Below are 25615 nucleotides of genomic sequence, written 5' to 3' on the forward strand. Positions count from 1 at the left end.
TCGCTGCAGTTCGAGGTCGGCGCGGCCTACTTGCGGCGCACTGAGGAGGCTAGGTGCAGTCGGCGCAGGCTCCGTGCACCTCCATTATGACCCGCGTGGGCGTGAAGCCGCGTCGGTTCGCCGCCGAAGCCACGATGGTCTCGATCCCGGCATCAAGTTCTTCCGCCCGGCCGCAGCAATCGCAGATCAGGAACTGCGCGGTGTGAGCGTGGCCCTCTACGTTGCAGGCGAGGAACGCATTCAGGCTCTCGATGCGATGGATCAGCCCATGCGCGGCGAGGAAATCAAGGGCCCGGTAGATTGTCGGAGGCTTGGCTGCAGTCTCACCTGCATCCGCATATCCAGCGATTAGGTCGTAGGCCTTGACTGGCCGGCCCGCCCTGATGAGGAGCTCGTAAGTGCGTCGGCGGGAAGCCGTCCAGCGTTCACCTGCCGCAACGCATTTGTGTTCGGCCGCTGCCACCGCCTTCGCGACCGCCCCCGTCGCCGGCTCGGCTCCGCGTACATGGGAACAAGACATGGTCATACCGGCGCCATCCGCTCAGGCGCTGCGTGGTCATGCTGGCAGAGGCTGTGGTCAGCCAGAGTTTCGATCACACGGCATTCGGCGGCCTGTCCTTGGCAGCCTGCGTCCACCATGCGCTGCAGTTCGGCTCGCAGCGCCTGAAGCTTCGCGATCTTGGCCTCCACCGCCGTCAGTTGATCCTGCGCCAGGGCGTTGGCGTCGTCACATGCACGATCCGGATGGTCGGAGAGGTCGAGAAGGATGCGGATCGCCTCTATGGGAAAGCCGAGCTGGCGGGCGTGTTTGATGAAGGCGAGGCGGCGGACGGCCTTGTCGTCGTACACGCGACGATCGCTCTCGGTCCTCTTAGGTTCCGGCAGTAGCCCGATCTGCTCGTAGAAGCGGATCGTCGGGACCTTCACGTCCGTGGCCTTGGCGAGCTTCCCAATGGTGTGCGCCGGCATTCGTGGTCTCCGCTGCTGACTCCGCAAAATAGGCTCTTGATCCTCTAGCGGCTAGAGGATGCACATTCGCCTTATGTCCAGCTGTTCCACTTCGTCCGAAACCCAGCCCGCCGTCTCCGGCGGCTGCGGCTGTGGCCAAGCCGTGGCCTTTGACGGCGCCTCCGCCGGCTACAAGCGGGCGCTAGGCGGTGTCATCGCCATCAATGCGGTCGGCTTTGTAGTGGTGGCGCTCGGCAGCGTCTGGGCCGGCTCAGCCTCGCTCGCGGCAAACACCTTGGACTTCGCCGCCGATGCGGCGACCTACGGCCTGAGCCTTTGGGCGATCGGTAAGAGCGTGCAGGTTCGGTCGGGCGCAGCCTTCATCAAGAGCGGTAGCCTGGCAGCCATGGCGCTCGCGATCCTCGGGTTCGCTGTGTGGCGGGCCTTTGTGGGCGCACCGCCCGAAGGTGCGACGATCTCGGGCCTCGGCCTGTTCGGCGCGGCTGCCAATCTCTTCGCCGCCCTTTTGCTGGTCCGCTATCGGGAAGGCGACGCCAACGTGCGCTCGGTTTGGCTCTGCACGCGCAACGACCTGATCCAGTGCCTGGCCGTGGCCGCGACCGGCGTCGCTGTCATGATCACAGGCTCCCGATGGCCTGACCTGGTCGTCGGCGTGCTGCTGGCCGCGATCTTCCTACGCTCGGCCTGGCAAATCACCGTCCAGGCGCGCCAGGAGCTGAAGGCGGCCACCGCCGGGCCGGATGTTATAACGCATTCCCGTCAGTCATCGGCCTCGGTATAGGTCCGGCGCGATGGCACGAACCTCACCCTGGTGGCGCAAGGTCGGCATGGCGCTCGCCGCGCTCGTGCTGACCGTGCTCACGTTGGGGCCGGGTCTGGATGGCCTTCTCTGCCGCGATGAAGGCAGCATCAGCGCCGTGGCGGCCGAGATGCCCGTCGCCGCTGTCGCCGCCGACCATCTGGATCCGCAGCCCCTCGACGAGGGCCCGGGGATCTGCGTCCACGGACACTGCCATCACAGCGCGCCCTACGTGACCGCGACGCCAGCCGTGAACGAGCTCTCTGCCCCACTGCTGGCGGTGGCTCACCCGCTCGCGCGTGACCGGGTGCCGACCTCCGATCCAAAGTTCGGCCTGATTCGACCTCCGAGAGCCTGACGGTTCGCGCGCTGACGCGCCCCATCCGTCACGTTCAAGAGGGACAACATGAAACCCGACTTCCGCAGGCCGCCTTTGGCGGGACTGCTCCTGCTGGCCAGCATCGGCGCAGCCGGCGCCGCCATGGCCGAACCTGCGCCGCCGTTCGCCGCACTGCTCGCCCGGGCGCAGGCCACAGCCCCCCGACTGGCCGAAGCGCGCGCCAACATCGCACGGGCCGAAGGACTCGCTCGCCAAGCCGGGACCTTGCCCAATCCGACCCTCGAGCTTGAGGTCGAGAATTTCTCCGGCTCCGGACCCTTCCGGGGTACGAGCCTGTCAGAAACGACCGCGCGGGTTGGCCAGACGCTTGAGCTCGGCGGAAAGCGCTCCGCTCGGCTGGCCGCCGGTCGCGCCGAGGTCGGCGCCCGCGCGCGCTCAGGCGCGGCGTGCCGAGGCGGAATATGCGTTCGACCTGGCTTCCGCCTATGCCGAGGCCGAAGCGTCGGAACGACGCGTTCAACTCGCACGCGAGACCCTCGCTTTGGCGGAGGAGGACGGCCGGATCGCTTCAGCGCTGGTCGATGCCGGACGGGAAGCTGAGCTTCGCCGTCTGCAGGCGCAGGCGGCGGTGCAGGCGGCCCGGGCGGCCGTTGAGGAGGCCCAAGCGGCTCGCGCAACCGCCTTCGGGAACCTCACGGCCCTGGCCGGAGCGGCCGCTCCCATCACCTCCATTCCGGCAAGCCTGCTGGACTCCACAGCGCCGATCTTCCCAGGGGCGAACCCGGCCGCGTCGGCGACTACGTCGTATCTCGCGGCTCAAGCGGAACGCGAGGCCGCAGCCCGCCGTCTACGCGTCGAGCGCCGCCGCGCCGTTCCAGACGTGACCGTTTCCATCGGCGTCCGGCGCTTCGAGGAGGACGACGCCTCGGCGCTGGTCGCCGGCGTGTCCGTGCCCCTGCCGTTGTTCGACCAGAACCGCGGTAATATCGCCGCGGCGCGAGCCGAGGCCGCCGTCGCAGAGGCGCGGCTCAACGCGGCTCGCCTTGAAGCGGAGGCCGCCGTCCGCACAAGCGCGGCGCGGAGTGCCGCGGCGGGCAGCCGTCTTACGGCCGCGCGGCAGGGCGAGAGCACCGCCCAGGAGGCCTATCGTCTCGCCCGCATTGGCTACGAGGCCGGTCGGCTGCCGCTCTCCGAACTCGTCGCCGCCCGCCGCGCGCTTGCCGAGGCGCGCGAACAGACCATCGCAGCCGCCGTTGAGCGGATCAGCGCCCAAGCCGCCCTGGCGCGGCTGAGCGGCGTCGCCACCCCGGGAGAACAATGATGAAGAGGGACGATAAGCGTCTCTACGGCGCCGTCGCGGCCGCCGTCGTGCTAGCCGGTGTCGGCGGCTTCGCGCTGTCCACGGTGATCAACCGACCTCAAGCCCCGGCTGAAGAAGAGCACGGAGAGGAAGGTGAGCACGCCGAAGGCGGCGGCTCCGAGGTCAAGCTCACCCCGCAACAGGCAAGCGCCGCCGGCATCGCGGTGGTCACAGTGTCGCGTGGCGGAGCCGGCGACCTGCGCCTTACCGGGCGTGTGGAATCCTCCCCCAGCGCGCGCGCCGCGGTGGCCGCTCCGGTGTCCGGGGCCGTGGTGCGCGTGCTGGTGGCGCCCGGCGCCAACGTCGGCGCCGGGTCAGGTCTGGCTGTGATTCGAAGCGCCGAGGGCGCCGCGTTCCGGGCAGAGTCGGTGGCCGCCGGCGCGGAGGCCGAAGCCGCTCGGGCGGCGCTCGCGCGCGAGGAGCGTCTGTTCAAGGCGGGCGTTACCGCGCGGCAGGACTTTGAAGCGGCCCGCGCGGCCTCGGCCCGCGCAGGCGCCGAGGCGGTCGCCGCTAGAGCCAAGGTGGCTGCGGCGGGCACGCCGGCCGCGTCTGGCGAGACCACGGTCCGCAGCCCCATCCCCGGGATCGTGACGGGCCTGCAGGTCGCGCCGGGCGGCTTCGTCAGCCAGGGCGGTCCTGTCGCCGAGGTCGCGAACCCCAACCAGGTGGAGGTGGTGTTCAACGCTCCGGCCGAAGCCGCCGCCAAGCTGCGGGTCGGCGCGCCGCTCAAGGTCATCGGCTCTGACGGGTCGGAAGCGGACGCGGTCATCGTCGGCATTGCGCCCCTGGCGCAGGGCGCGACTGGCGCGGCCGTGGTCCGCGCGCGGCCGAGCGGCGGGCGGCTGACGCCCGGCGCGGCCGTGAGCGCCTCCATCGCGACGGAAGCTGGCGGTTATCCGACTGTCCCCTCGGAAGCTGTGCAGACGGTCGCCGGCCGCTCCGTGGTCTTTGTCGCGGAGGACGGTGGGTTCCGAGCGCAGCCGGTAACCCCCGGACGCTCCGGCGCCGGCTTCACCCAGATCGTGCAGGGGCTGAAGGGTGGCGAGCGCATCGCCGGCCGCGGCGCCTTTGTCCTCAAGGCCGAGCTCTCCAAGGGCGAAGCCGAGCACGAGGACTGACGCCATGCTGAGCAAACTCGTGGCGCTCTCGGTGCGCCACCGCATCCTTGTCGTGCTCGTCACCGTGCTGGTGGGCGCCTTCGGCGTCTCCGAGCTCTTCCGGTTGCCCATCGATGCGGTGCCGGACATCACCAACAAGCAGGTGCAGGTCACCACCATCGCGCCCGCACTGTCGCCGGAGGAGATCGAGCAACGCGTCACCTTCCCGGTGGAAACGGCCCTCGGCGGCATCCCCGGCCTGCTGGAGACGCGCTCCATTTCCCGGAACGGCTTCAGCCAGATCACGGCCGTCTTCCAGGACAGCACGGACGTCTACTTCGCCCGTCAGCAGGTGAACGAGCGCATCGAAGCCGTGCGCGAGGATCTGCCGGCCGACGCTCGACCAGAGATGGCGCCGATCACCACAGGACTGGGTGAGGTCCTCATGTGGACCGTCGAGTTCCGCCCCTCGAAGGCCGCCCGCGCCGGCGTCCCGGGCCCGCAGCCCGACGGGTCCTATCTAACGCCGGAGGGCGAGCGGCTGGTCACGGAGCGGCAAAAGGCGACCTACCTGCGCACCGTCCAAGACTGGATCGTCACGCCCCAGCTGCGCACCACCCCCGGGGTCGCCGGCATCGATACCATCGGTGGCTATGTGAAAGAGTACGCCGTCCGTCCCGACCCCGCCCGGCTGTCGGCCTACGGGGTCGGCCTGAACGAGCTGGTGGAGGCGGTCGAGCACGCCAACACGGTGGCCGGCGCGGGATATATCTCTCGCGGCGGCGAAGCCTTCGTGGTCCGCGCCGACGCGCGCGTCACCTCCCTCGCGGACCTCGCCTCAGCGCCCGTGACCAACCGCAACGGCCTGGTCGTGCGCGTGTCCGACGTCGCGCAGGTCGAGCTTGGGCAAGCCGTCCGGCTCGGCGCGGCGCAGGAGAATGGCGTCGAGGTGGTCATCGGCACCGCCCTCATGCTCGCGGGCGAAAACAGCCGAACGGTCGCTCAGGCGGTCAGCGAGCGTCTTGAGGCGATCGCCCCCTCGCTCCCGCCGGGCGTGGCGGTGAAGGAGGTGCTGAACCGCACCGACTTGGTGGACCGCACGATCCGCACCGTCCAGACGAACCTGGCGGAGGGCGCGCTCCTCGTCGTCGCCGTGCTCTTCTTCCTGCTCGGCAACGTGCGGGCCGCCATCATCACCGCCTTGGTGATCCCCTTGGCCTTTCTCTTCGGCGTCATCGGGATGAACCGCTTCGGCGTCAGCGGAAACCTGATGAGCCTGGGCGCGCTGGATTTCGGCCTGCTGGTCGATGGCGCCGTCGTGGTGGTGGAGAACACGCTCACCCGCATGGGCCTGCGGCGCCAGACTGAAGGGCGCGACCTCACGCTGGCCGAACGGCTCGAGGAGGCCACGGCCGCCGCCAAACAGATGGTGCGACCCGCCGCCTTTGGCCAAGCCATTATCTTGCTCGTGTTCGCACCGCTGCTCGCTCTGGAAGGGGTTGAGGGCAAGATGTTCCAGCCCATGGCGGCGACGGTCATGCTGGCGCTCGCCGGCGCGTTCGTGCTGACCTTCACGTTTGTGCCAGCGATGACGGCCTTGCTGGTGAAGGCTCCGGCTACCGCGCACGAGACCAAGGCCGAAAAGCTCGCCCGCCGCTGGTTCGAGCCGGCGACCCGCTGGGCCGTGGCGCGGCCGATGTCGGTGGCCGCCGGCGCAGGCGTCGCCGTGCTGATTGGCCTCCTGACCTTCTTCGCACTCGGGCGGGAGTTCATCCCCACGCTCGATGAGAAGGACGTGCTGGTGCAGGCGTTGCGCGTGCCAAGCGCCTCGCTTGAGCAGTCCATCGAGATGCAGGCGCGGCTGGAGAAGACGCTCATGCGCGTCCCTGAAGTCGCGCTCGTCTTCTCGAAAACCGGCACGGCGGAGGTGTCGACTGACCCCATGCCGCCCAGCATCAGCGACACCTTCGTGGTGCTGAAGGACGAGAAGGACTGGCCTGACCGCAGCCTCTCCAAGGCCGAGGTCGTGGAGAAGATCGAGAAGGCGGCCGCCACTCAGATCGGCAACGCCTACGAGATCACCCAGCCGATCCAGATGCGGTTCAACGAACTGGTCTCCGGCGTCCGGTCCGACGTCGCCGTCAAGGTGTATGGCGACGACTTCGCCGAGATGGAGCGCACCGCCAACCAGATCGCCGACGCGCTGCGCAAGATCCGCGGGGCCGCCGACGTCCGGGTGGAGCAGGTGTCCGGCCTGCCGATGATCACCGCAGAAGTCGATCGCGCCGCCGCCGCCCTCTACGGGCTGCACGCGGCCGATGCGGCCGACGCCGTCCAGATCGCGCTGGCCGGCCGGGAGGCAGGCCGCGTCTTTGAAGGAGACCGACGGTTCAATGTTGTCGTGCGCTTGCCCGACAGCGCCCGCAACGACCTCGCGGCCGTGGCCCAGACGCCGCTTGCGGTGAACGACGGCGCCAGTTTTGTGCCCCTTGGGTCCGTCGTGCGGTTCCGGGAAGGCGAGGGGCCTAACCAGATCAGCCGGGAGAACGGCAAACGGCGGATCGTCGTCCAGGCGAACGTCAGGGGCCGAGACCTTGGCGGCTTCGTGGGTGACGCCCAAGCCGCGGTCGGTGACGTGCAGCTCCCGGCTGGGGTTTGGCTGGACTGGGGCGGTCAGTTCGAGAACCTGCAGCGGGCCGAGGCTCGGCTGGGTGTGCTCGTCCCGGTGGTTTTCGTTCTGATCGCGGTGCTCCTGTACTTCGCGCTGGGATCGGCTGCCCAGGCCGCCCTGGTGTTCGCGTGCGTGCCCTTGGCGCTGGTCGGCGGCGCGCTAGCCCTGCTGTTGCGAGGCATGCCGTTCTCCGTCTCGGCCGCTGTGGGCTTCATCGCCGTCTCGGGGGTGGCCACGCTCAACGGCCTCGTGTTGATGCAAGCCATCCGCGAGCGCCTCGACGCCGGCCTTTCGCCAGACGACGCGGCCGTGGAAGGCGCCATGCAGCGGCTGCGGGCGGTGCTGACCACGGCGCTGGTTGCGATCCTGGGCTTCATGCCCATGGCGATCGCGCACGGCGCCGGCGCTGAGGTGCAGAAGCCGCTGGCGACCGTCGTCATCGGGGGCTGCTGACGGCGACCCTCCTGACGCTCGTGGTGTTGCCGGCCTTCGCGGGCCGGGCCCTCGCACGTCGCCGCAAGCTCGTTGAGGCGACCACATGACCGAGTTCTCCGCCCGGGACCATGCGCAGCGACGCACGCTGCTCGTGGTGTTGATCCTCAACGCGCTCCTGTTCGTGGGGCTGGGCGTCGGCGGGCTGCTCGCCGACTCCAGCGCCCTGATCGCCAATGCGGCGGACAATGCGTCCGACTCCGTGGTCTACCTGCTGAGCTTCCTCGCCGTCGGTCGCGGTCTCCTCTGGAAGCGGCGCGCGGCGCGGCTTTCGGGCATCCTGCTCCTGGTCTTCGCCGGGGCCGTTATCCTCGACGTCGGGCGGCGGTGGCTGTTCGGGGCGGAGCCGTTCGGCGTGACGATGATGGCGATGGCCGTCGTGGCGGCGGTCATCAACCTCGTCTGCCTGATGCTAATCCGACGCGCCCAAAGCGACGACGTCAACATGCGCGCCGCCGAGACCTTCAGCTTCAACGACTTCGCCTCAAACGGCGGCATCCTCGTCGCCGGGGGAATGGTCATGTGGCTGGACCAGGCCTGGCCCGACCTCGTCGTCGGTGTGATCGTGGCGATCATCGCGGTGAAGGGCGGGCTGGAAATTCTGGAGGACGCCCGCAAGACTGACGGCGCTATTGATGACGATGGCGAGCAGCGATGATCGAGCAGCGGCGCTGACATGAAGCAACTCAGCGCAGACCAGAAAGGTGTGCTGCGCGGCGGCGCCTTGGCGTTTGCCATCACGGTGCTGATCGGCGCTCCGGCCTATGCTTGGCTTCCACTATGGTTGGTTGGGGCGCCGCTCAGTGGTGAGGTCGGAGACCATCTCGCCTACGCCCTCAAGTGGAGCATCCCGATCCACCTCTGGCTCGCCGTCTGCATCCGTCAGGTCAGCCGAGGTCGCTTCAACTCACCCGCCGACATCGATGGCTCGGCCTTCGCGGCAGCAAGCGAGGCCATCGCCGTGCCGCGCGCGATCCTGCAGAATTCGCTTGAGCAAACCGTCCTGGCCGTGGGCGCCTACCTGGCGCTCGCCGTGACACTACGCGGGCGCGAACTCATCCTGATCCCCATCCTCGTCGCCTTCTTCCTGGCCGGCCGCATCTGGTTCGCCTTGGGTTATCGTCGGAAGGCGCCCGGGCGCGCCGGCGGCATGGTGTTGACTGCGGCTCCAACAATCGCCGCCCTCCTGCTAGCGGGCGGGCTGGCGTTTTCCGGGCGCTGACGCTCCCCCGAGACGACGCAGCTTGGCCTTGATCCTCTAGTCTCTAGAGGATTTAGCTTTGCCGGCGAGGAGATCTCGCCATGCGCATTGCCCTGTTCCTGTTCTACGTCCTGTTCTTCGCTGTCGCGTTCGTCTGGCCTACCTGGCGGCTCTGGCGCCGGGACGGGGTGAACGCGCTCGTCCTCCCGCGCGATGACAGCCCGCACGGCTTTGTCGGCAACTGGTTCCGGCTTCTGCTCCTGATGCTGTTCGCAGGCTTGGCCGCGGTCGCCTTCGGCCTGCCGACGGAGCTCTTGGGCCCGCTGACATGGCTGCAGGTCGAGGTCATGTCGGGTCTTGGGTGGGCCGTCTTGCTCCTGTCGCTTGGCTGGATCGTGCTCGCCCAGCGCCAAATGGGGCGGTCCTGGCGCATCGGAATCGATACGCTGGCCCAGCCGCCGCTCGTGACGACGGGTCTCTTCGGGATTTCGCGCAACCCGATCTTCCTTGGAATGCGAGTCAACCTGCTGGGACTTCTTCTCGTCTTTCCCAACGCGATGACGCTGTCAGCCTGCCTGCTAGGCGAGGTGCTGATGCAGGTCCAGGTGCGCCTGGAGGAGCAACACCTGGAGCGGGAGCTTGGCGAAGCCTATCAAGCCTACCGCTCGAAGACGCGCCGCTGGATCTGAAGCGATCGCCCGCGCCGAGCCCGCTATCCCAGGGTTCTGAGCGCTGCATCTGTCACGCGCGGCGACTGCAGGCGAGAGGCTGCGCGAGGACAGCTTCAGGTTGATTTAACCGGTATGCTGCTACATCATTTGCGAAGCAAAAGAAGGCCTTGAGGAAGCGATTCTATGCGCGTTAAGTGCTGTGGGTGCGCCAGTGCCTAACGATGCCGCACCAAGTCTAAGCCCTCGCCAGATCGAATGCTTGCGCCACGCTGCTGCCGGGAAGACCTCCCTAGAGATCGCGGCAACGCTTGGTTTGTCATCGCGAACAGTCGACCAGTATGTGGGCGAGGCCTGCGAGCGCCTGAAGGTTCGCAACCGAACACAAGCGGTGGCAAGGGCGACGGAATTGGGGCTCCTCTCAGGTTCACCTCCGTAAAAGTGCGGTCCGAGATTCTGCGGAATTGACCCAGCACGCAGTGGTTTGGAATCAATTAGTAGTGGTGTCAGTCTCGTAGCTTGCGAAGTCCTGGGACTTCAGTTGGCCAGCTGCATCCGATCACCGGTCTAGTTAGGGGGGCAAACCTTAGCTAGGAGGTCGGTCCCTTGGCCAACCGCTCCGACTACGCACGGCGGGCTGAGCCCCGTTCGTTTCGCCCGACAACCGATCGCGAAGATCGGTTGATCGCCTCTCGGCTGATCACTGAACGACAGCTTGAGTGTCTGTCCTGGGTCCAGCAGGGCAAAAGCGCCACTGACATCGGCAGCATTCTTGGCCTGTCGGGGCGGACCGTCGAGAAGCACATCATCAAGGTCTGCGGCCATCTCGGTGTGAAGACCCGCATTCAAGCCGTCGTTCGCGCCCGCGAACTGGGCCTCATCACCGCAAGCGCACCGTAAGCCTACCCCCTCCGAGTGGGTAGGCTTGCGCCTCGCGACAAGCACGCCCTCCGGTGAACATCGCAGTCGAGGCCCAGGAGCGGTCTCTCTGTCGAAGCCCACACCGCCAGGCGTTCCCCATGGCTCTCACGCTCACCGCCGCCCTTGCCCTCGCCGCGCAGTGCGCGCCGGCCGTCGCGCCGGAGACGCTCCTATCAGTGGTTCAGGTGGAAAGCGGGTTCGAGCCTCTGGCCATCGGCGTCAACGGCGTACCGCGCATCGCCGTCAAGCCCACCTCGGTCGATGACGCGGTTGCTAAGGCTGCGGCCCTCATCAAGGCCGGCCGGAGCATCGACCTTGGCCTGGCGCAGATCAATAGCAAGAACCTGTCCTGGCTCGGCCTCAGTCTGGAGGAAGTCTTCGAGCCTTGCACGAACCTGAGAGCCGCCGCCCGAATTCTTCAGGACGGCTACGGGCGCAGCAACGCCGCCCGCGTGGGCGAGCAGGCTGCCCTGAAGACGGCCCTCTCCTACTACAACACTGGGCATCCCGCCCGCGGGTTCAGGAACGGCTACGTCGCGAAGGTCGCCAGCGCCGCTGACCAAATTGTGCCAGCGATTGGCGGCGCAGGCCCAGCCAGTCTTTCGGAACCCTCGCTTTCAGCACCGCCTGAAATCCCGCCGAGTTGGGATGTCTTCGGCGAGGTCCATCGGGCCCGCAGCAGCTTCGTCACCACCGTCTCCACCACAACATCCGGAGGTTTCCAGTGAGCGTGCGCGGCAAGAAGCTCCTCATCAGCCGCCTGGCCCTGGTCGGCGTCATGGCCTTCGCCAGCGCCAGCCCGGCCTTCGCCCAGTCGGCCGGCGTCGGCGGCAACATCGGCACCTTCATCCAGAACATCATCGATCTGCTGAACAGCAACGTGATCCGGGGCCTGGCGGTCATCGCCATCATCATCACCGGGATCGCCTGGATGTTTGGACATCTGGACATGCGGCGCGCCGGAACCGTCGTCGTCGGCATAATCGTCATCTTCAGCGCAGCGGGGATCGTCGACCTGATCACCGGCGGCAGCGGCGGGGCATGACCTCATGTCCGCTGAGTCCGACGAACGCCTGACTGAGGACCCCCTGTTCCTCGCCTGCACTCGCCCCGCCATGGTCGCGGGCGTGCCCATGGAGGCCATGGGCCTTAACCTGATGGTCACGGGGACGGTCTTCCTGGCCGCGCACTCACCGGCCTATCTGCTGATCGCGCCAGCGGTGCATGTCGTCTTCCAGGCGATCTGCAAGCACGACCACAACGCGTTCCGTGTGCTGTGGATGTTCGTCGACACCAAGGGCCGCGCCCGCAACGGCGCGACCTGGGGCGGCAGTTCATCGACGCCGCTTCCCCTGAAGCGCCGCTACGTCGCCGCAGAGGTGATCCGTGGCTAGCCTGTTGCTCCAGCCGCGCGCGGCGGCCTCCACGCTCGGGCGAGACCTCGATCCTCGCGGCGCCTTGCCCTACGCGCGGCATGTGACCGGCGAGATCATCGGCCTCGACACCCAGGCCTTGATGATGACCTTCCAGTTGGACGGGGCCAGCTTCGAGACGGCCGATGTGCGCGACCTCAACGACTGGCACGCGAAGCTCAACAGCGCCTGGCGCAACCTCGCGAACGACCATCTGGCGGTCTGGCATCACTTAGTGCGCCGCCGCCATGAGGGATATCCCGAGGGTAGCTTCCGCTCGAAATTCGCCGTCGAGCTTGACGCCCGATACCGGGCCCGCCTCGGCACGACCAAGATGTTCGTCAACGAGCTCTATCTCACCCTGGTCCTGCATCCTGGCCGTGATGCTGCCGAACGGGCCGGCGCCTGGATCGTCAAGCGCCGTCGGTCGGAAGACGATGAGGAGGAAGCGGTCAAGCGGCTGCAGGACGCCGGCCGCGACCTGGCGCAATACCTCAGCCGCTATGGCGTCCGCACGCTCGGCCTCTACGAGCGGGACGGCGGCTGGTTCTCCGAGCCTCTGGAAGTGCTGCGGCTCATCCTGACCGGACGGCGCGAGCGCGTGCCCCTGATCCGCGGGCACCTCGGTTCGGCGGTCTACTCGGCGAGGGTCATTTTTGGTCGAGAGGCCCTGGAGATCCGCGACGCTGCGGACGCCAGGTTCGCTGGCATCTTCGGGGTGAAGGAATATCCGGCGGTCACCCGTCCCGGACTTTGGAATGGCCTGCTGTCGGCCCGCTTCGCCTTCGTGGCCAGCCAATCCTTCAGCTTCCTGTCGAAGGCCGCCGCCCGCGCGGTGATGGAGCGCAAGCAGAACCAGATGCTCTCGGCGCGAGACCGGGCGGCCTCCCCAGATCGCCGGCCTCGGCGACGCGCTCGACGATCTGATGTCCAACCGCTTTGCCATGGGCGACCACCAGGCGTCGGTTCTGGTCTATGGCGACGACCCCCGCCAACTCGCCGACAACCTCTCCAGCGCTCGCGCCATGCTCGCCGACTCTGGTCTCGTCACGGCCCGCGAGGACCTAGCGCTCGAAGCCGCCTTCTGGGCGCAGTTTCCCGGCAACTTCGGCCGGCGGGTCCGGCCGGCGGCGATCACCTCACGCAATTTCGCAGCGCTGGCGCCCTTCCACACGCACCCGGCGGGCCGGGCTGAGGGCAACCATTGGGGCCCAGCGGTTGCGCTCCTGCGCACCTCCGCCGGCTCGCCCTTTCATTTCAACTTCCATGTCGGCGACCTCGGCCACACCTTCATCTGCGGCCCGTCCGGCTCGGGCAAGACGGTGGTCCAAAACTTCATGCTGGCCGCGCTGGAGAAGTTTGGCGCCCAGCAGGTCTTTATCGACAAAGACAGGGGCGCGGAGATCTTCGTGCGCGCGTGCGGAGGAACATACCTCACCCTGCGCAACGGTGAGCCGACCGGTTTCGCGCCGCTCAAGGCCCTCGACTTCACCCCGGGCGCCGCAGCCTTCCTCGGCCAGCTGATCCGCCAACTGGTCGGTGCAGGCGAACGCCCGCTCTCCGTCCAGGAAGAGCATGCGATCGACGAGGCCATTGTGGCGCTCGGCCCGCTACCGCCCGCACAGCGGTCCCTCTCGGCGTTAAGAGCGCTGCTCGGACAGCGCGACGCCGGCGGCGTCGGGGCGCGTCTTGAGAAGTGGTGTCGTGGTGGAGCGCTCGGCTGGGTGCTCGACAACGATGAAGACGCCCTCGGCCTCGACGCCCGCTTCCTGGGCTTCGACATGACCCACGTGCTGGACAACGCCGAGGTCCGCACGCCGATGATGATGTACCTCTTCCATCGGCTGGCCGCGCTGGTGGACGGGCGTCGGCTCGTTATCGACATCGATGAATTCTGGAAGGCGCTGGGCGATGAGGCGTTCCGCGGTCTCGCCCAGGACGGGTTGAAGACCTACCGCAAGCAGAACGCCTTCATGGTGTTCGGCACTCAGTCGCCGGCCGACGTCCTGCGTTCGCCCATCGCCCACACCATTCTCGAGCAGTGCGCGACCAAGATCTTCCTGCCCAATGCCCACGCCGCCGAGCGCGACTACGTTGAAGGCTTCGGCCTCACCCGGCGCGAGTTCGCCCTAGTCCGCGAAGAACTGGCGCCGGGAATCCCGCCAGTTCCTGATCAAGCAAGGCCTCAACTCCGTGGTCGCGGAGCTGCGTCTCGACGGCCTGGACGACGAGTTGGCCGTTCTCTCGGGCCGAACCGAAACGGTCGATCTCCTCGACCGGATCCGGGCGCGCGTCGGCGACGATCCGAACAACTGGCTCGAGCCCTTTCACCGCGAACGAAGGACGATCCCATGAAGCGCCCGTTGATCACCATCGCCCTTGTGGGCGCCGTCACGCTCGGCGGATCGGCCGCCCATGCCCAACTCGCGGTCTATGACGCGGCCAGCTATGCCAAGCTGATCCAGCAGGCGACCACGGCTGTGAGCCAGCTGAACGAGCTGAAGGCGCAGGTCACGCAGGGCCAGCAGCTCTTCTCGAGCCTCAACGACCCCTCGGGCGTCAGCAAGATCGCCAGCGCGCTCGGAGTCCCTTCGCTGCGATCCATCCTACCGGACACCTCGGCCTTCACAGCAGCGGCCAAGGGCGACTTCACGGCGCTGGGTGCGATCGGCGCCAAGGCAGACGCCATCCGCTCCGCGAACAGACTCTACACGGCCCCGGCCGGCGATCCGCTCGGCGCCGATCTCGAAGCGGCCGGGCAGCGCGCCGCCCGCGACCTCGCCTTGGGCCAGAGCGTCACGGACGCCGGCGCCCGACGGCTCGAAGGGCTGAAGGATCTCCAAGCCGCGATCGACACTGCGCCAAACGCCCGGGCCGTCATGGACCTGCAGGCCCGCGCCACCACCGAGCAGGCGATGATCGCCAACGACCAGATGAGGCTGCAAGGTATCGCCATGGCTCAGGCGGCCGAGGATCGGCTGCAGGCTCAGCGTGATCGCGAACGGATGTTGGCGGCGCGTGAGGCGCGCATGGCGGCCTACAAGCAGGGATTCCAATGATGAGTCGTCTCGTTCTCGGCCTGACACTCGCCGGCCTAGCGGCCTGCTCACCGCAACCGCGGAGCTCCAGCTACTTCGAGGCCCACCAGGATGAGGCTGCGAAGGTGGTCAGCGATTGCAAGACCGGTGCTCACCGAGGCGAAGAGTGCACAAACGCCCAGGCGGCGGTCGCCTCTGCCAAGCGTGATGCCCGCATGGACGCCTACCGCAAAGGGTTCTGATCCGTCGTGGCCGAGACCCTGCACATCTTCCAGCCGGCCTATGGATTCGTCGACAGCAAGCTCGACGTCTTCCTGAATGAGCGCGCCAGCTCGGTGATGGCTGAGGTCTCGGGCCCGCTGCGGGCCGCTCTGGTGCTCTACGTCCTGCTCTATGGGTTCGCGATCCTGCGCGGCGCCATCCAGGAGCCGTTCATGGATTTCGTCGTGCGCAGCATCAAGCTGGCCTTCATCTACATGCTGGCCACGACGGTCGCCTATTCGACCTACATCACGCAGCCCTTATTCCACGTCCTGCCCGACACGCTGACCCAGGCGATCAGCGGGTCTGGCGTTCCGGATGTTGGCTCGGCCTTCGATAACTTCTTCAACCGCGCAGCCTACCTCGCCGAGAAGATCACCAAGGAGGCGAGCCCGGTTGACTTCGGACCCTGGATCCTGGGCGCGGTGGTCTACATCGTCGGCGCGCTCGCGGCCGCCATTGGCTTCGGTGTGGTGCTGATCGCCAAGGTGGCGCTGGCCCTGCTGATCGCGCTGGGTCCGATCTTCGTCGCCTGCGCCCTCTTCGATGCCACCCGGAGGTTCTTCTTCGGCTGGCTTAGTCAGGCGGTGAACTATCTGGTCCTGTTCGCCCTGATCATCACCGTCTTCCAGCTGATCCTGTCGCTGGTCGCCCAGCAGTGGGGCAGCATCGAAGGCTCCGATCCCATGGCTGGCGGGCTGCTGTTCGTCGCCCTGTGCCTGCTCGGGTCGATCTTCTTCCTGCAGACCCCCGCCATCGCCGCCGGGATCGCCGGCGGGGCCAGCGCGAGCCTCGCCGACTTCGCCAACGCCGCCTCGCTCAGCGGCGTGCCCCGCCCGGGCGCACCACAGGGTCCGCAAGAGGCCAGCCGCAGCGCCCCGCGAGGCGGCGGCTCTATCCGCCCCGCTGGAGGTCGAGCCTGATGCGCATGCGTGTTCTTACCCTTCTGCCGATGTTGGCCCTGGCCGGATGCGCCACGACCGGCGGTGGCAAGCTCGCGGTCTGTGACGGCAAGCATCTGCGTCCCGCCAATTCGTACGGCTCAGTCCTCGCGCCGACCCCAACTGGCCAAGCGCTACCCCCTCCGGCTGCCGGTGGTGAAGCCAAACCCAGGAAGCTCTCGTCAGCCGCTTCCAACAGCTCATTCGGGAGCTGCGCATGAACGCTCAAGCCGATCTCAAGGGCTATTTTGCTGAGGCGAAGAGCTGGAACGCGGATCAGATCCGCAGCGCCGAACGCTCACGCCGTCTCGCCTGGGGCGTGGCGGCCTTCGCATCCATCGTGGCGACCGCGGCGGTCGGCGCCGTGGCCGCCCTGGCTCCACTGAAGAGCGTCGAACCGTTCGTGGTTCGTGTGGACCGCAGCACCGGCGCGGTCGACGTCATGACGGCTCTGAAGTCGGAAGAGCCGCTGTCCTATGACGAGGCGGTCACCAAGCACTTCTTGGCCCAGTACGTCCGGGCCCGCGAGGGCTGGCTGGCTCCAGCCGCCGAAGCCAACTTCCGCCAAGTCTCGATCATGTCGACCCCGGCCGAGCAACAGCGCTGGGCCGACGCCTTCCGCCCGGCCAATCCGCAGAGCCCGCAGGTGGTGTTCGGTCCGACTGGCGAGGCCCAGATCGACATCCGCGCCGTGAGCTTTGTCGCCGACGGTGTCGCCAACGTCCGTTTCCATCGGACCGTGCGCCAGAGCCAGCAGATCACCGAGACCGATTGGATTGCGACGGTCGCCTACAGCTACACCCGCGCCCCGATGGGCGAAGCCGACCGCCTCCGCAATCCGCTCGGCTTCCAGGTGACCAGCTACCGGGCCGATCCGGAGGTGGTGCGATGAGAACGCTCGGCGCCCTTGTCATCGCGGCCGCGTTGGTGAGCGCTTCGCCCGCCTCAGCCTTGGACACCCCGAAATCGGGACCGTCCGACCCGCGCATCAAGGTTATCGACTACGACCCATGGGCGGTGGTGAAGATCACCGGCGTCTTCCGGACGGCGACCCAAATCCTCTTGGGGCCGGACGAGACCATTCTTCACGTGGCCGTCGGCGACGCCACCGGCTGGGACGTGGCGGCCGAAAAGAACATCCTCTTCGTCAAGCCGAAGGCGGCGCGGCCGCCGACCAACCTGATCGTCACGACCAGCCGCGGCGGCGAGACCCGCAACTATACCTTCGAACTCTCGACGCGGTCCGGCTCCTCGGCGCGGAACACGCGCGATACCGTCTTCGGCCTGCGCTTCCGCTATCCGCAGGACGAGCAGGCGGCGGCGACGTCGGCGCTCACCGCCCAGGCCGCGGCGCTGGAGCGGCGCATCGTCGAGCTGAAGCTCGACCGCGCCGCCGTAGAGGGTCGGCGGAACCTCAACTACGCCGTACAGGGCGCGACCGCTCTGCAGCCGTCCGAGGTCTCGGACAACGGCCGGTTCACGCTCATGCGGTTTCCCGGCAATCAGCAGGTGCCGGCCATCTACCAGGTGGAATCCAGCGGCACGGAAAGCCTGATCCCCTTCGACGTCCGCGGCGAATTCGTCGTCGTCCACGCGGTCGTCCAGCAGCTGCGCCTGCGGCGGGGACGAGATGTCCTCTGCATCTACAACCAGGCCTTCGAGCCCTACGGCGTCAATCCGGCCACCGGCACAGCCGCGCCCGACGTCCAGCGGACCGACAAGGGAGCGGCCAAGCCATGACCGACGCCGCCGAACCGTATGAAACCGTAGCCGCATCGGCAGAGGGCCGGACGGCCCCCGCGTTTGAGCGATCGATCTCGCCGATCGCCGGGCGCCTCGGTTCCGGCCTGGCCGGCAAGGGCGTCGCGGTCGCCGCGCTGGTGGCCGGCTGCGGTGTCTTCGTCGCCGCCACCTGGGGCCATGACAGGCCCAAGGCCGAACCCCCGCGCGATGAGCCAGCGCGGCAGGTCGTGCCGTTCGAGCCGGCGATGAAGTCAGCTTCCCCGACCTTGGCTGCGCCGGGCGCGAATGCGCCCAACCTAGGTCCGACCGAGGCTGGCGGTTCGGTTCCGGCGCTCCAGCCCACGGCCGGCGGCCCGCCCTCCGCGGCGGACGCCGCGAGCCGCCGCCAGGCGGAAGTCAGCGCCATCCGCGGTGCGCCGATCCTGGCCTATACGCGGGGCGGCAGTGGCGGCGCCGGGCCTGTTATGCCCGCCGTCCTGGAGGCGCAAGACAGATCGGCGCGGGAGTCGACCGAGCTCGACCAGCTTCGGCGCGGCTCGTCGATCGGCCAGTCGCGGGCCGCCCGGCTGCCCGACCGCAACTTTCTCATCGTCGCGGGCGCGAACATCCCTTGCCTCCTGCAGACGGCGATGGACACGACGACGCCCGGCTATGTCAGCTGCCTCATCCCCCGCGACGTGCTGTCGGACAACGGCGCCGTCGTCCTGATGGAGAAGGGCACCAAGGTGCTGGGCGAGTACCGCTCCAGCCTTCGGCAGGGGCAGCGGCGGTTGTTCGTGCTGTGGACCCGGGCGGTGACGCCCGCTGGCGTCGCCATCGCGTTGGGATCGCCGGCCGCTGATCCGGTTGGGCGCGCGGGCTTCGACGGCGAGGTCGACACCCACTTCTGGGATCGGTTCGGCGGCGCGCTGCTCCTGAGCATCGTCGATGACGCCGCCTATGCCGTCGCCGGTCCCAACAACGGCTCCAACATCACCCGCCTTCCGTCCGACGCCGCTGGGATTGCGGTGCAGAACTCGATCAACATCCCGCCGTCACTGCGCAAGGCGCAGGGCTCCGAGGTCTCGATCTTCGTTGCGCAGGATTTCGATTTCTCCGGCGTCTATGGCCTCAAGAGCCGGTGAGCCATGGCCCACGACGCCGCCGTCCTGCAGCACTACTTGAAGCCGCTCCAGGCCTGCCTCGAGCCCGCAGGCGTCACCGAGGTCGTCGTCAACCGTCCAGGCGAACTCGGCATCGAGCATGAGGGCGGCTGGGAATGGCGTGCGGCGCCGGATCTGACCGAGTCGTGGCTTTCGACCCTGGCCAAGGCCGCCGCCGCGTTCACGGCGCAGGACGTGACTCCGGAAACGCCGATCTGTTCGACCGTGCTGCCGGGCGGGGAGCGCTGCCAGATTGTCATTCCGCCGGCCGCCGAGCGACTGTCGCTCACCCTGCGCAAGCCGTCCGAAGCGACCTTGGATCTCGACGCGTTTGAGCGCGCCGGCCTGTTCGATGACGTGGCCCTGGCGACAAACGGCCTCTCGGGTGAGGAGACGCGGCTCCTGGCCTTGCGGGACGCCCGCGACTGGCCGGCCTTCTTCCGGTTAGCGGTCCAGAGCCGGCGCAACGTGCTGATCTCCGGCGCTACGGGCTCCGGCAAGACCACCTTCGCCAAGGGGCTCGTGAAGTTGATCCCCGATGGCGAACGGCTGCTGACCATCGAGGACGCTCGCGAACTCACCGTCCCACACCGCAACGCCGTCCACCTGCTCTACGCCAAGGATGGTCAGGGCCTGGCCAAGGTCGGGGCCAAGCAACTCCTCGAAAGCGCCCTGCGCATGCGCCCTGACCGCATCCTGTTGCAGGAGCTGCGCGACGGGACCGCCTTCTTTTATCTGCGCAACGTCAACACCGGCCACCCCGGCTCGATCACCACCATTCACGCCGACAGCGCCACCCTGGCGTTCGAGCAACTCACCCTGCTGGTGAAGGAGTCCGAAGGCGGCCGGGACCTGGCCCGCAACGACATCCGCTCGCTTCTCCACATGCTGGTCGACGTGGTGGTGCAGTTGCGCCGCGTCGACGGCCGCTTCCGCATGACGGAGGTCTGGTATGACCCGCTTCGCAAGCGCACCCTGGCCGCTTAGGGCCGCCTATGTCGCCACGCTGGCGACGGCCGGCACAGGCCTGCTCGGCGGTCTCGCCGTCGCGGTCGCCCTGGCGGGCCTGGGGCGTTTGTCGCCCGACATCGACCCGGCGCAGATCCCGGCCTGGTTCTGGTACTTCCGCGACGATCCCCAGGTCCGCAAGTGGCTCGGCATCGGTCTGCTGTCGACGCTTGGCGGAGCCGGCCTCGTCACTATCGGCGTCATCCGCAATCTTCGGCCGCCGCTGCACGGCGCCGCCCGCTGGGCGAGCGAGGCGGAGCTCGTCGCGGCCGGCTTGCGGTCCCCCCAGGGTATCGTGCTCGGACGCAGAGGCGGCCGGCTGCTGGTCTTTGGCGGTTCCGAGCACGTCATGCTGCATGCGCCCACCCGCAGCGGCAAGGGCGTCGGGGTGGTCATCCCGAACCTGCTGACCTGGCCGGACTCCGTCGTCGTCCTCGACGTCAAGCGCGAGAACTGGGAGGCGAGCGCCGGCTTCCGCGCCGCCCACGGCCAGGAGGTGGTGCTGTTCGATCCACTGGACCCGGAGGGCCGCACAGCCCGGTTCAATCCCCTGGGTCATATCGACCGCAACGACCCGATCGCCGTGCTCGACGAGTTGCAGAAGCTCGCGGTCATGTTGTTTCCGCCGCCGCAACACGGCGATCCCTTCTGGGCCGAGGCGGCGCGAACGGGGTTAATCGGCGTCGGCGCCTACGTCGCGGAGACACCGGAGCTGCCCTTCAGCCTTGGCGCCATCTATCGGGAGCTGACCCACGGCGATCCTCGCACCCGGCTGCCGGCGCAGGTCCAAGACCGTGCATCAGCCGGCAAGGCCCTCTCCTACGGCTGCGTCAGCGCCCTCTCGGATTTCTGCTCGGCCTCGGAAAACACCTTCGCCTCGATCAAGCAGACGATCACGGCGCGGATGAACCTCTGGCTGAACCCGCGGGTCTGCGCGGCGACCGACGCCAGCGACTTCGATCTACGGGACCTGCGGGAGCGCCGGATGTCGCTCTATCTCGGCGTCTCGCCCGACAACCTGGCCAGGGTGGCGCCGCTCTACAATCTGCTGCTGCAGCAACTGGTGGACCTGAACACCCGAGAGCGCCCAACCGCCGACCGGCACAAGGTGCGGGTGCTGATGGTGATGGATGAATTCGCGCGTCTCGGGCACGCGGCCGTCATCGCGCACGGCTTCTCCTATGTCGCCGGCTACGGGTTGCGGTTGCTCCCGGTCCTGCAGAGCCCAGCTCAGCTGCGGGCGGAATACGGCCCGGACTTGGCCGAGGAGATCATGGCCAATTGCGGTCTGGAGATCGCCTTCGCGCCGAAGGAGCTGAAGGTCGCCCAGGACCTCTCGGAACGCTTGGGCTTCTGGACCTATTCGAGCCGGTCCCACAGCCGGCCCACCCTGCTGTCGAGTGGCCGGCGCAGCACGACGGAGTCGGACCAGCGCCGCGCGCTGATGATGCCGCAGGAACTGATCCAGATGGACCCCGGCCAGCTCATCCTGCTGCGGGCCGGCATGCCGCCGGTCCGCGGCCGCAAGATCCAATACTGGCGCGAGAAGGCGTTCACGCAGCGGGTCGTCGACCCGCCGACTGTTGCGTCGCACCCCGCGATCGCAACGACGGGTTCGGCCCCGACCATGCCGCGGGCGAGCGCGGCGCCGCGTCAGGACGATCTCAGCCTGAATCTGGTGATTCCCGCGTTGGAGGCGGCGGGGTTCGAGCCGCTGCCGCCAGAAGGCGCGACCGATGCCGAAGTCGAGAGCTGGGTGGAGCGCTTCATCGACGCGTCCGCGACACGACAGGAGGCCGATCATGCCCGTTGAGATGGATCGCAATCAGATCGACAGCGAGGGCCGCGGGCGCTCGGTGAGCAAGGGCGACGTCCCGGACCTCTTGCGCAGACGCTACTTCACGGACGAGCGCGGCGGACCCGGGCTTGGCTTCTATGCGGACGCGCGCATTCAGACGGCGGCATTCCGCGACCTTGGCGCTCGGCTGGTGACGCCGAGGTCCGACCCCAACGCCATCCGCGACATGGCGGCCGTCGCCCAGCATCGCGGCTGGACTGTCGTCGTCCTCCACGGCGAGAAGGACTTCCGGCGGGAGGCCTGGCTTACGGCCAGCGCTCTTGGCCTGGAGGCGCGCGGGTATCAGCCCACGGAAAGGGACCGGCAGGAGCTTGAACGCCGGCAGGCGGCCCTGGTCCGCAAGACGGCCCGCGCCGCCGAAGCGGGGCACGAGCGGGGAGACCGCGAACCTCGCGACGGCGGGGCGGCTGGCCAGGGCAGTATGCGGATCGTCGAGGCCGTGGTGCGCGCGAGGATCGGCGACCGGCCGTCGCAGGATCGTATTCTGTCGGCCGCCCGCGAACGGCTGGCGTCATGGTTGGAGAAGGGCGCGCGGTTGCAGCCGGTCGAAGTCGCCCGCTCCCACGTACAGCAGGACTCCCTGCGATCGCGAGAACGGCAACGCAGCCGTTAGCAAACGATACGCCGGCGCCCGTCGTGAGAGTAGGGTTGAGGGCGAGCGGCCGTTCCTATTATGTAGTCTACAGACCGTGGTTTCATTGACGACAGAAGTGTCCCCGTTCTTCCATGAAGGGACGGGCGCTTCTGGCTTGGAATCTGCGGGCGTTACGCACCGCCAGGTCGCTTTCGCAGGAGCGGCTGGCGGCCGACGCTGGAGTCGACCGAGCCTGGGTGAGCGAGCTTGAACGGGAACAGGGCAACACCTCCGTCGATCTGCTCGACCGCCTGGCCGAGGCGCTCGGCGTGCCAGTCGCAGCCCTTCTGGCCGAACCGGACCCGGACGCGGACAAGCCGCAACCCCTGCGCAGCGGACGGCGCCCGCGCGACTGATCCCTCCCAGGACTAGGGTCGATGGATCGGGACCTCATCAGCGCGCACGGCAAGATGGTGGCCCTGGTCGCCAGCGTCCTACAGGCCTCGGGCGTCACCACGACCGATGAGTTCGCGCGCCTGCTGAAGGTGTTCGCCGACACCGTCGGTGAGACTGATGCGGAGCAGGCCGAGATCCTGGCGCTGTGGTCCGACACGGTCGCGGCGATGTTGCCGCCTCAGCCGAAACATTAGAGAGCAGAGAGGCTCGGCGGCGCCGGCGGCCCCCGCTCGATCCCACGGCCACGCAACTCCTGCGTGTTCCACCGTGGCCGGGGCGTCACGCGTCAGTGGCGGGCGAATCCCCGCGGTGGCCCAAACCTGTCGGCGAGTTCGACGCGAAGCGCTTCGATCTCCACCTCCAACTGTTGCAACTCCGTCGTGTCGGCCGTCTCCGCTCGCGCCAGCAGCGCAAGGCAACGGTCGACGAGCGCTATCCCGTCCGGGTTCCCCCGACATCGCAGCCGCAGGTCTAGCAGGTAGGCGAGCGATTCCTCCAAGCGGGGCTTCATCGGGCTAAGCTGTGGGCTGACGACGCCTGTGCAGCCATGCAACCAGGTCCTGTCGCGCCCCGGCGATCATCGCGTGGGCCTCGGGGTGGTCGTCGCGTTCGACCAGCCGTTCGATGACCTCGAGCTTGGCCGCGACGGCCTCCAGCGTGGTCGATCCATGAGTCGGCAAGGTCTCCAAGAGCGCTTCGCGTTGCTCGAACAGGACATCAAGGCAGCCGTCGATGTCCCGCAACTCCCGGGCCCAGGGCAGTGCCTGCTGCTCGGCCAGACTCAGCTGAAACCAGGAATGCTCCCGCACAAGCCAGGTCTCCAGTTTCGCCCAGCGCGTCTGCAGCCGTTCGATCTTCGCATTGACATAGAGCCAGCGCCGGTAGGGCTTCGCCCCCTCACTGATGGTCGCGGCGGCGACAGGCGACGCGGCCAGCTTGGGCGCGGGAAGAACGGCCGCTGACGTGCCTGCAATGACGGCCCGTCGGGAGAGCGCAGGCAGACGCGCGCCCTCGCCCTCCGCCTGTCGACGTGAGCCCATGACTAAGCTTCTCCGGCTGTGTTAGACTTTTAGTACCACCTCGGGGCCGGCGATATCAATCTAAAAGTACCATGAGAGTCATTAAAAGTATCACGACATGGTGACGGCCGCGCAGATCAGGGCGGCGCGAGCGCTCCTTGGGTGGAATGGAGCCCGGCTGGCGGAAGCTGCCGGGGTGTCCCTCCAGACCATCCGACGTATGGAGAGCGATCTGGGGCCAGGCCGCAGTTCGGCCGCCAACGTGAGCGCGGTCCAACGAGCACTAGAGGAAGCTGGCGTCCTCTTCCTGGGCCCGAAAGAGGTCTACCAAGGTGGGGCTGGAGTCCGCCTGAAGCTGGAGACCTAGCTCCGCATATAGGGGAAAGCCTTCCCCTGCGGCCGAGCCCGATGTCTCGTCCGACCCCTTCCTGCGGGGAGACCCCGCAACGCCCCCGAATTGCGAGGCTTTGGCCGATCAGCCCGCCTTGCGCTCATGGCGCATAGCCTCCGCGCTCAATTGCGCGCCGACCGTCTCACGGCCCTCGGCCTTCCGTTCGCTGTAGCGGTCGACGAGGTAATCGGACCGGTCACGCGTGAGCAGCGTGAACTTCATCAACTCCTCCATGACGTCGACCACCCGGTCATAGTAGGCGGACGGCTTCATTCGGCCGGCCTCATCGAACTCCTGGTAGGCCTTGGCCACGGACGACTGGTTGGGGATGGTGATCATCCGCATCCAGCGGCCGAGCAGGCGCAGGGTGTTCACCGCGTTGAACGACTGCGAGCCGCCGCTCACCTGCATCACCGCCAGGGTGCGCCCCTGAGTCGGGCGGACGCTGCCGATCTCCAGGGGAATCCAGTCGATCTGCGCCTTCATGATCCCCGAGATTGCGCCATGCCGTTCGGGGCTGCACCAGACCTGGCCTTCAGACCAGGCTGAGAGCGCCCGCAGTTCCTGCACCTTCGGGTGGTCGGGGGGATTCGGCGTCGGGGAGCGGCAGGCCGCGCGGATCGAAGATGCGGGTCTCCGCCCCGAAGCGTTCGAGGATCCTGGCGGCCTCCTCGGTCAGCAGTCGGCTGTAAGAGCGCTCGCGGAGCGAGCCGTAGAGCAGCAGGATCCTCGGCGGGTGGGTCGACACGGCCGGCGGTTCGAGCTTCGCAAGCGTGGGCGGGTCCACGAACTGGGGGCGCCAGGGCGGGGAAATCGGACATTGAACCTCGGGTGTCGGGCAGGCGCCGCGTCATTGAACTGTCGCGCAGTTCCTATATCGTAGAAACATGGAAATGAAGTCGGCGATCGCAAGTTTGGGCGCGTTGGCCCACGAGGGGCGTCTCTCCACCTTCCGCCTCCTCGTCCAGGCGGGTCCTGACGGTCTCGCGGCCGGCGAAGTCGCGCGGCGGCTCGGTATGCTTCCCAACACGCTCTCCGCCAGCCTGAATGTCCTCAGCCATGCCGGCCTGATCTCCGCCCGGCGCGAAGGCCGCTCCGTCATCTACACCGCCAACTATGACGGGATGCGCGACCTGCTGGCCTTCCTGATGGAGGATTGCTGCGCGGGCTCACCCGAGATCTGCGCGCCCCTGGCCGAACTCGCCCAGCGGGCCGCCTGCTGCGTGCCGCAATCTCTGCCTGCTTAGGAGGACT

General features: G+C 67.9%; 29 protein-coding genes and 3 pseudogenes. 27 read left to right on the plus strand and 5 right to left on the minus strand.

The annotated features are described in order from the left end of the window. Window positions 1–49 precede the first annotated feature (49 nt). Together LRS04_RS03640 and LRS04_RS03645 are read right to left on the minus strand one after the other, a co-directional pair. Window positions 50–463: a Fur family transcriptional regulator gene (locus tag LRS04_RS03640; protein ID WP_257815197.1), complete on the minus strand. Its 414-nt coding sequence runs from the start codon at window positions 461–463 to the stop codon at window positions 50–52. A 59-nt stretch (window positions 464–522) separates the two neighbouring features. Beyond that, window positions 523–969, minus strand: coding sequence for a helix-turn-helix domain-containing protein (locus LRS04_RS03645; protein WP_257815198.1), 447 nt, complete (start codon window positions 967–969; stop codon window positions 523–525). A 142-nt stretch (window positions 970–1111) separates the two neighbouring features. On the opposite strand from LRS04_RS03645, the gene LRS04_RS03650 reads away from it, so the two are divergent. The 25 genes and pseudogenes from LRS04_RS03650 (at window position 1112) to LRS04_RS03770 (ending at window position 23145) form a co-directional block, all read left to right on the plus strand. Beyond that, complete coding sequence (locus LRS04_RS03650; RefSeq protein WP_257815199.1) at window positions 1112–1750, plus strand: cation transporter; 639 nt, start codon at window positions 1112–1114, stop codon at window positions 1748–1750. A gap of 46 nt (window positions 1751–1796) precedes the next feature. Further along, window positions 1797–2126, plus strand: a complete 330-nt coding sequence (locus LRS04_RS03655; RefSeq protein ID WP_257815201.1) for a hypothetical protein — start codon at window positions 1797–1799, stop codon at window positions 2124–2126. 349 nt (window positions 2127–2475) lie between these two features. After that, complete coding sequence (locus LRS04_RS03660) at window positions 2476–3429, plus strand: TolC family protein (protein ID WP_257815202.1); 954 nt, start codon at window positions 2476–2478, stop codon at window positions 3427–3429. Beyond that, window positions 3426–4586, plus strand: coding sequence for an efflux RND transporter periplasmic adaptor subunit (locus LRS04_RS03665; protein ID WP_257815203.1), 1161 nt, complete (start codon window positions 3426–3428; stop codon window positions 4584–4586). Before LRS04_RS03660 ends, LRS04_RS03665 begins: the two co-directional genes overlap by 4 nt. Window positions 4587–4590: 4 nt before the next feature. After that, window positions 4591–7778, plus strand: a pseudogene (locus LRS04_RS03670) (efflux RND transporter permease subunit). Further along, the gene (locus LRS04_RS03675; RefSeq protein WP_257815204.1) at window positions 7775–8386 is read left to right on the plus strand and encodes a cation transporter; all 612 of its coding nucleotides are present in this window, start codon (window positions 7775–7777) and stop codon (window positions 8384–8386) included. Before LRS04_RS03670 ends, LRS04_RS03675 begins: the two are co-directional and overlap by 4 nt. A gap of 18 nt (window positions 8387–8404) precedes the next feature. Then, window positions 8405–8950 carry an MAPEG family protein gene (locus LRS04_RS03680; protein WP_257815205.1) on the plus strand — a complete coding sequence of 182 codons (546 nt, stop codon included), beginning with the start codon at window positions 8405–8407 and terminating at the stop codon, window positions 8948–8950. An 80-nt stretch (window positions 8951–9030) separates the two neighbouring features. Then, entirely contained in the window at window positions 9031–9618 is a 588-nt protein-coding gene (locus LRS04_RS03685) for an isoprenylcysteine carboxylmethyltransferase family protein (RefSeq protein WP_257815206.1), read from the plus strand. 193 nt (window positions 9619–9811) lie between these two features. Continuing rightward, window positions 9812–10036 carry a response regulator transcription factor gene (locus LRS04_RS03690; RefSeq protein WP_257815207.1) on the plus strand — a complete coding sequence of 75 codons (225 nt, stop codon included), beginning with the start codon at window positions 9812–9814 and terminating at the stop codon, window positions 10034–10036. A 167-nt stretch (window positions 10037–10203) separates the two neighbouring features. Continuing rightward, window positions 10204–10497: a helix-turn-helix domain-containing protein gene (locus LRS04_RS03695; protein WP_257815208.1), complete on the plus strand. Its 294-nt coding sequence runs from the start codon at window positions 10204–10206 to the stop codon at window positions 10495–10497. Between the two features lie 119 nt (window positions 10498–10616). Next, window positions 10617–11246 carry a lytic transglycosylase domain-containing protein gene (locus LRS04_RS03700; protein ID WP_257815209.1) on the plus strand — a complete coding sequence of 210 codons (630 nt, stop codon included), beginning with the start codon at window positions 10617–10619 and terminating at the stop codon, window positions 11244–11246. Further along, window positions 11243–11563, plus strand: a complete 321-nt coding sequence (locus tag LRS04_RS03705) for a TrbC/VirB2 family protein (protein ID WP_257815210.1) — start codon at window positions 11243–11245, stop codon at window positions 11561–11563. The genes LRS04_RS03700 and LRS04_RS03705 overlap by 4 nt, the downstream gene beginning before the upstream one ends. A gap of 4 nt (window positions 11564–11567) precedes the next feature. Further along, window positions 11568–11912, plus strand: coding sequence for a type IV secretion system protein VirB3 (locus LRS04_RS03710; RefSeq protein ID WP_257815212.1), 345 nt, complete (start codon window positions 11568–11570; stop codon window positions 11910–11912). A 352-nt stretch (window positions 11913–12264) separates the two neighbouring features. After that, a pseudogene (locus LRS04_RS03715) lies at window positions 12265–12759 on the plus strand (transporter); the annotation flags it as partial. A 97-nt stretch (window positions 12760–12856) separates the two neighbouring features. Beyond that, window positions 12857–14989 (plus strand): type IV secretion system protein, encoded by a 2133-nt coding sequence (locus tag LRS04_RS03720; RefSeq protein ID WP_257815213.1) that lies wholly within the window; start codon window positions 12857–12859, stop codon window positions 14987–14989. Further along, window positions 14989–15210 carry an EexN family lipoprotein gene (locus tag LRS04_RS03725; protein ID WP_257815214.1) on the plus strand — a complete coding sequence of 74 codons (222 nt, stop codon included), beginning with the start codon at window positions 14989–14991 and terminating at the stop codon, window positions 15208–15210. Before LRS04_RS03720 ends, LRS04_RS03725 begins: the two co-directional genes overlap by 1 nt. Before the next feature lie 6 nt (window positions 15211–15216). After that, window positions 15217–16152, plus strand: a complete 936-nt coding sequence (locus LRS04_RS03730; protein WP_257815215.1) for a type IV secretion system protein — start codon at window positions 15217–15219, stop codon at window positions 16150–16152. A gap of 235 nt (window positions 16153–16387) precedes the next feature. Beyond that, on the plus strand, window positions 16388–17062 hold the full coding sequence (locus LRS04_RS03735) for a virB8 family protein (RefSeq protein WP_257815216.1): 675 nt from the start codon (window positions 16388–16390) through the stop codon (window positions 17060–17062). Then, window positions 17059–17910, plus strand: a complete 852-nt coding sequence (virB9, locus tag LRS04_RS03740; protein WP_257815217.1) for a P-type conjugative transfer protein VirB9 — start codon at window positions 17059–17061, stop codon at window positions 17908–17910. The genes LRS04_RS03735 and virB9 overlap by 4 nt, the downstream gene beginning before the upstream one ends. Next, window positions 17907–19037, plus strand: coding sequence for a type IV secretion system protein VirB10 (gene virB10 / locus LRS04_RS03745; RefSeq protein ID WP_257815218.1), 1131 nt, complete (start codon window positions 17907–17909; stop codon window positions 19035–19037). The genes virB9 and virB10 overlap by 4 nt, the downstream gene beginning before the upstream one ends. Before the next feature lie 3 nt (window positions 19038–19040). After that, window positions 19041–20042, plus strand: coding sequence for a P-type DNA transfer ATPase VirB11 (virB11, locus tag LRS04_RS03750; protein ID WP_257815219.1), 1002 nt, complete (start codon window positions 19041–19043; stop codon window positions 20040–20042). Continuing rightward, entirely contained in the window at window positions 20008–21876 is a 1869-nt protein-coding gene (locus LRS04_RS03755; protein ID WP_257815220.1) for a type IV secretory system conjugative DNA transfer family protein, read from the plus strand. Before virB11 ends, LRS04_RS03755 begins: the two co-directional genes overlap by 35 nt. After that, on the plus strand, window positions 21866–22534 hold the full coding sequence (locus tag LRS04_RS03760) for an LPD7 domain-containing protein (protein WP_257815221.1): 669 nt from the start codon (window positions 21866–21868) through the stop codon (window positions 22532–22534). The genes LRS04_RS03755 and LRS04_RS03760 overlap by 11 nt, the downstream gene beginning before the upstream one ends. A gap of 113 nt (window positions 22535–22647) precedes the next feature. Beyond that, window positions 22648–22911 carry a helix-turn-helix domain-containing protein gene (locus LRS04_RS03765; RefSeq protein WP_257815222.1) on the plus strand — a complete coding sequence of 88 codons (264 nt, stop codon included), beginning with the start codon at window positions 22648–22650 and terminating at the stop codon, window positions 22909–22911. 21 nt (window positions 22912–22932) lie between these two features. Next, the gene (locus tag LRS04_RS03770; RefSeq protein ID WP_257815223.1) at window positions 22933–23145 is read left to right on the plus strand and encodes a hypothetical protein; all 213 of its coding nucleotides are present in this window, start codon (window positions 22933–22935) and stop codon (window positions 23143–23145) included. 92 nt (window positions 23146–23237) lie between these two features. Here LRS04_RS03770 and LRS04_RS03775 read toward each other — a convergent pair whose 3' ends face one another. Together LRS04_RS03775 and LRS04_RS03780 are read right to left on the minus strand one after the other, a co-directional pair. Then, window positions 23238–23450 (minus strand): hypothetical protein, encoded by a 213-nt coding sequence (locus LRS04_RS03775; RefSeq protein ID WP_257815224.1) that lies wholly within the window; start codon window positions 23448–23450, stop codon window positions 23238–23240. A gap of 16 nt (window positions 23451–23466) precedes the next feature. Further along, window positions 23467–23991, minus strand: coding sequence for a helicase (locus LRS04_RS03780; protein ID WP_257815225.1), 525 nt, complete (start codon window positions 23989–23991; stop codon window positions 23467–23469). A 97-nt stretch (window positions 23992–24088) separates the two neighbouring features. Here LRS04_RS03780 and LRS04_RS03785 point away from each other — a divergent pair, with 97 nt between their 5' ends. Beyond that, complete coding sequence (locus LRS04_RS03785) at window positions 24089–24337, plus strand: helix-turn-helix domain-containing protein (protein WP_257815226.1); 249 nt, start codon at window positions 24089–24091, stop codon at window positions 24335–24337. A 108-nt stretch (window positions 24338–24445) separates the two neighbouring features. On the opposite strand, the pseudogene arsH reads toward LRS04_RS03785, so the two are convergent. After that, window positions 24446–25182, minus strand: a pseudogene (arsH, locus tag LRS04_RS03790) (arsenical resistance protein ArsH). Window positions 25183–25248: 66 nt separating this feature from the next. Between arsH and LRS04_RS03795 the strand changes: the two are divergent. Continuing rightward, window positions 25249–25608, plus strand: a complete 360-nt coding sequence (locus LRS04_RS03795) for a helix-turn-helix transcriptional regulator (RefSeq protein WP_257815227.1) — start codon at window positions 25249–25251, stop codon at window positions 25606–25608. Window positions 25609–25615: the final 7 nt, after the last annotated feature.

This window comes from Phenylobacterium sp. J367 (assembly GCF_024699985.1).
Taxonomy (GTDB): domain Bacteria; phylum Pseudomonadota; class Alphaproteobacteria; order Caulobacterales; family Caulobacteraceae; genus Phenylobacterium.

What these genes read in the sequence shown, in the direction of transcription:
- LRS04_RS03725 (WP_257815214.1), top strand. Translation starts at nt 14,989, where the DNA reads ATGAGTCGTCTCGTTCTCGGCCTGACACTCGCCGGCCTAGCGGCCTGC.
- LRS04_RS03710 (WP_257815212.1), top strand. Translation starts at nt 11,568, where the DNA reads ATGTCCGCTGAGTCCGACGAACGCCTGACTGAGGACCCCCTGTTCCTC.
- LRS04_RS03680 (WP_257815205.1), top strand. Translation starts at nt 8,405, where the DNA reads ATGAAGCAACTCAGCGCAGACCAGAAAGGTGTGCTGCGCGGCGGCGCC.
- LRS04_RS03770 (WP_257815223.1), top strand. Translation starts at nt 22,933, where the DNA reads ATGGATCGGGACCTCATCAGCGCGCACGGCAAGATGGTGGCCCTGGTC.
- LRS04_RS03735 (WP_257815216.1), top strand. Translation starts at nt 16,388, where the DNA reads ATGAACGCTCAAGCCGATCTCAAGGGCTATTTTGCTGAGGCGAAGAGC.
- LRS04_RS03665 (WP_257815203.1), top strand. Translation starts at nt 3,426, where the DNA reads ATGATGAAGAGGGACGATAAGCGTCTCTACGGCGCCGTCGCGGCCGCC.
- LRS04_RS03785 (WP_257815226.1), top strand. Translation starts at nt 24,089, where the DNA reads ATGGTGACGGCCGCGCAGATCAGGGCGGCGCGAGCGCTCCTTGGGTGG.
- LRS04_RS03655 (WP_257815201.1), top strand. Translation starts at nt 1,797, where the DNA reads ATGGCGCTCGCCGCGCTCGTGCTGACCGTGCTCACGTTGGGGCCGGGT.
- LRS04_RS03780 (WP_257815225.1), bottom strand. Translation starts at nt 23,991, where the DNA reads ATGGGCTCACGTCGACAGGCGGAGGGCGAGGGCGCGCGTCTGCCTGCG.
- virB9 (WP_257815217.1), top strand. Translation starts at nt 17,059, where the DNA reads ATGAGAACGCTCGGCGCCCTTGTCATCGCGGCCGCGTTGGTGAGCGCT.
- virB11 (WP_257815219.1), top strand. Translation starts at nt 19,041, where the DNA reads ATGGCCCACGACGCCGCCGTCCTGCAGCACTACTTGAAGCCGCTCCAG.
- LRS04_RS03645 (WP_257815198.1), bottom strand. Translation starts at nt 969, where the DNA reads ATGCCGGCGCACACCATTGGGAAGCTCGCCAAGGCCACGGACGTGAAG.
- LRS04_RS03765 (WP_257815222.1), top strand. Translation starts at nt 22,648, where the DNA reads ATGAAGGGACGGGCGCTTCTGGCTTGGAATCTGCGGGCGTTACGCACC.
- LRS04_RS03755 (WP_257815220.1), top strand. Translation starts at nt 20,008, where the DNA reads ATGACCCGCTTCGCAAGCGCACCCTGGCCGCTTAGGGCCGCCTATGTC.
- LRS04_RS03795 (WP_257815227.1), top strand. Translation starts at nt 25,249, where the DNA reads ATGGAAATGAAGTCGGCGATCGCAAGTTTGGGCGCGTTGGCCCACGAG.
- LRS04_RS03685 (WP_257815206.1), top strand. Translation starts at nt 9,031, where the DNA reads ATGCGCATTGCCCTGTTCCTGTTCTACGTCCTGTTCTTCGCTGTCGCG.
- LRS04_RS03720 (WP_257815213.1), top strand. Translation starts at nt 12,857, where the DNA reads ATGTCCAACCGCTTTGCCATGGGCGACCACCAGGCGTCGGTTCTGGTC.
- virB10 (WP_257815218.1), top strand. Translation starts at nt 17,907, where the DNA reads ATGACCGACGCCGCCGAACCGTATGAAACCGTAGCCGCATCGGCAGAG.
- LRS04_RS03700 (WP_257815209.1), top strand. Translation starts at nt 10,617, where the DNA reads ATGGCTCTCACGCTCACCGCCGCCCTTGCCCTCGCCGCGCAGTGCGCG.
- LRS04_RS03675 (WP_257815204.1), top strand. Translation starts at nt 7,775, where the DNA reads ATGACCGAGTTCTCCGCCCGGGACCATGCGCAGCGACGCACGCTGCTC.
- LRS04_RS03760 (WP_257815221.1), top strand. Translation starts at nt 21,866, where the DNA reads ATGCCCGTTGAGATGGATCGCAATCAGATCGACAGCGAGGGCCGCGGG.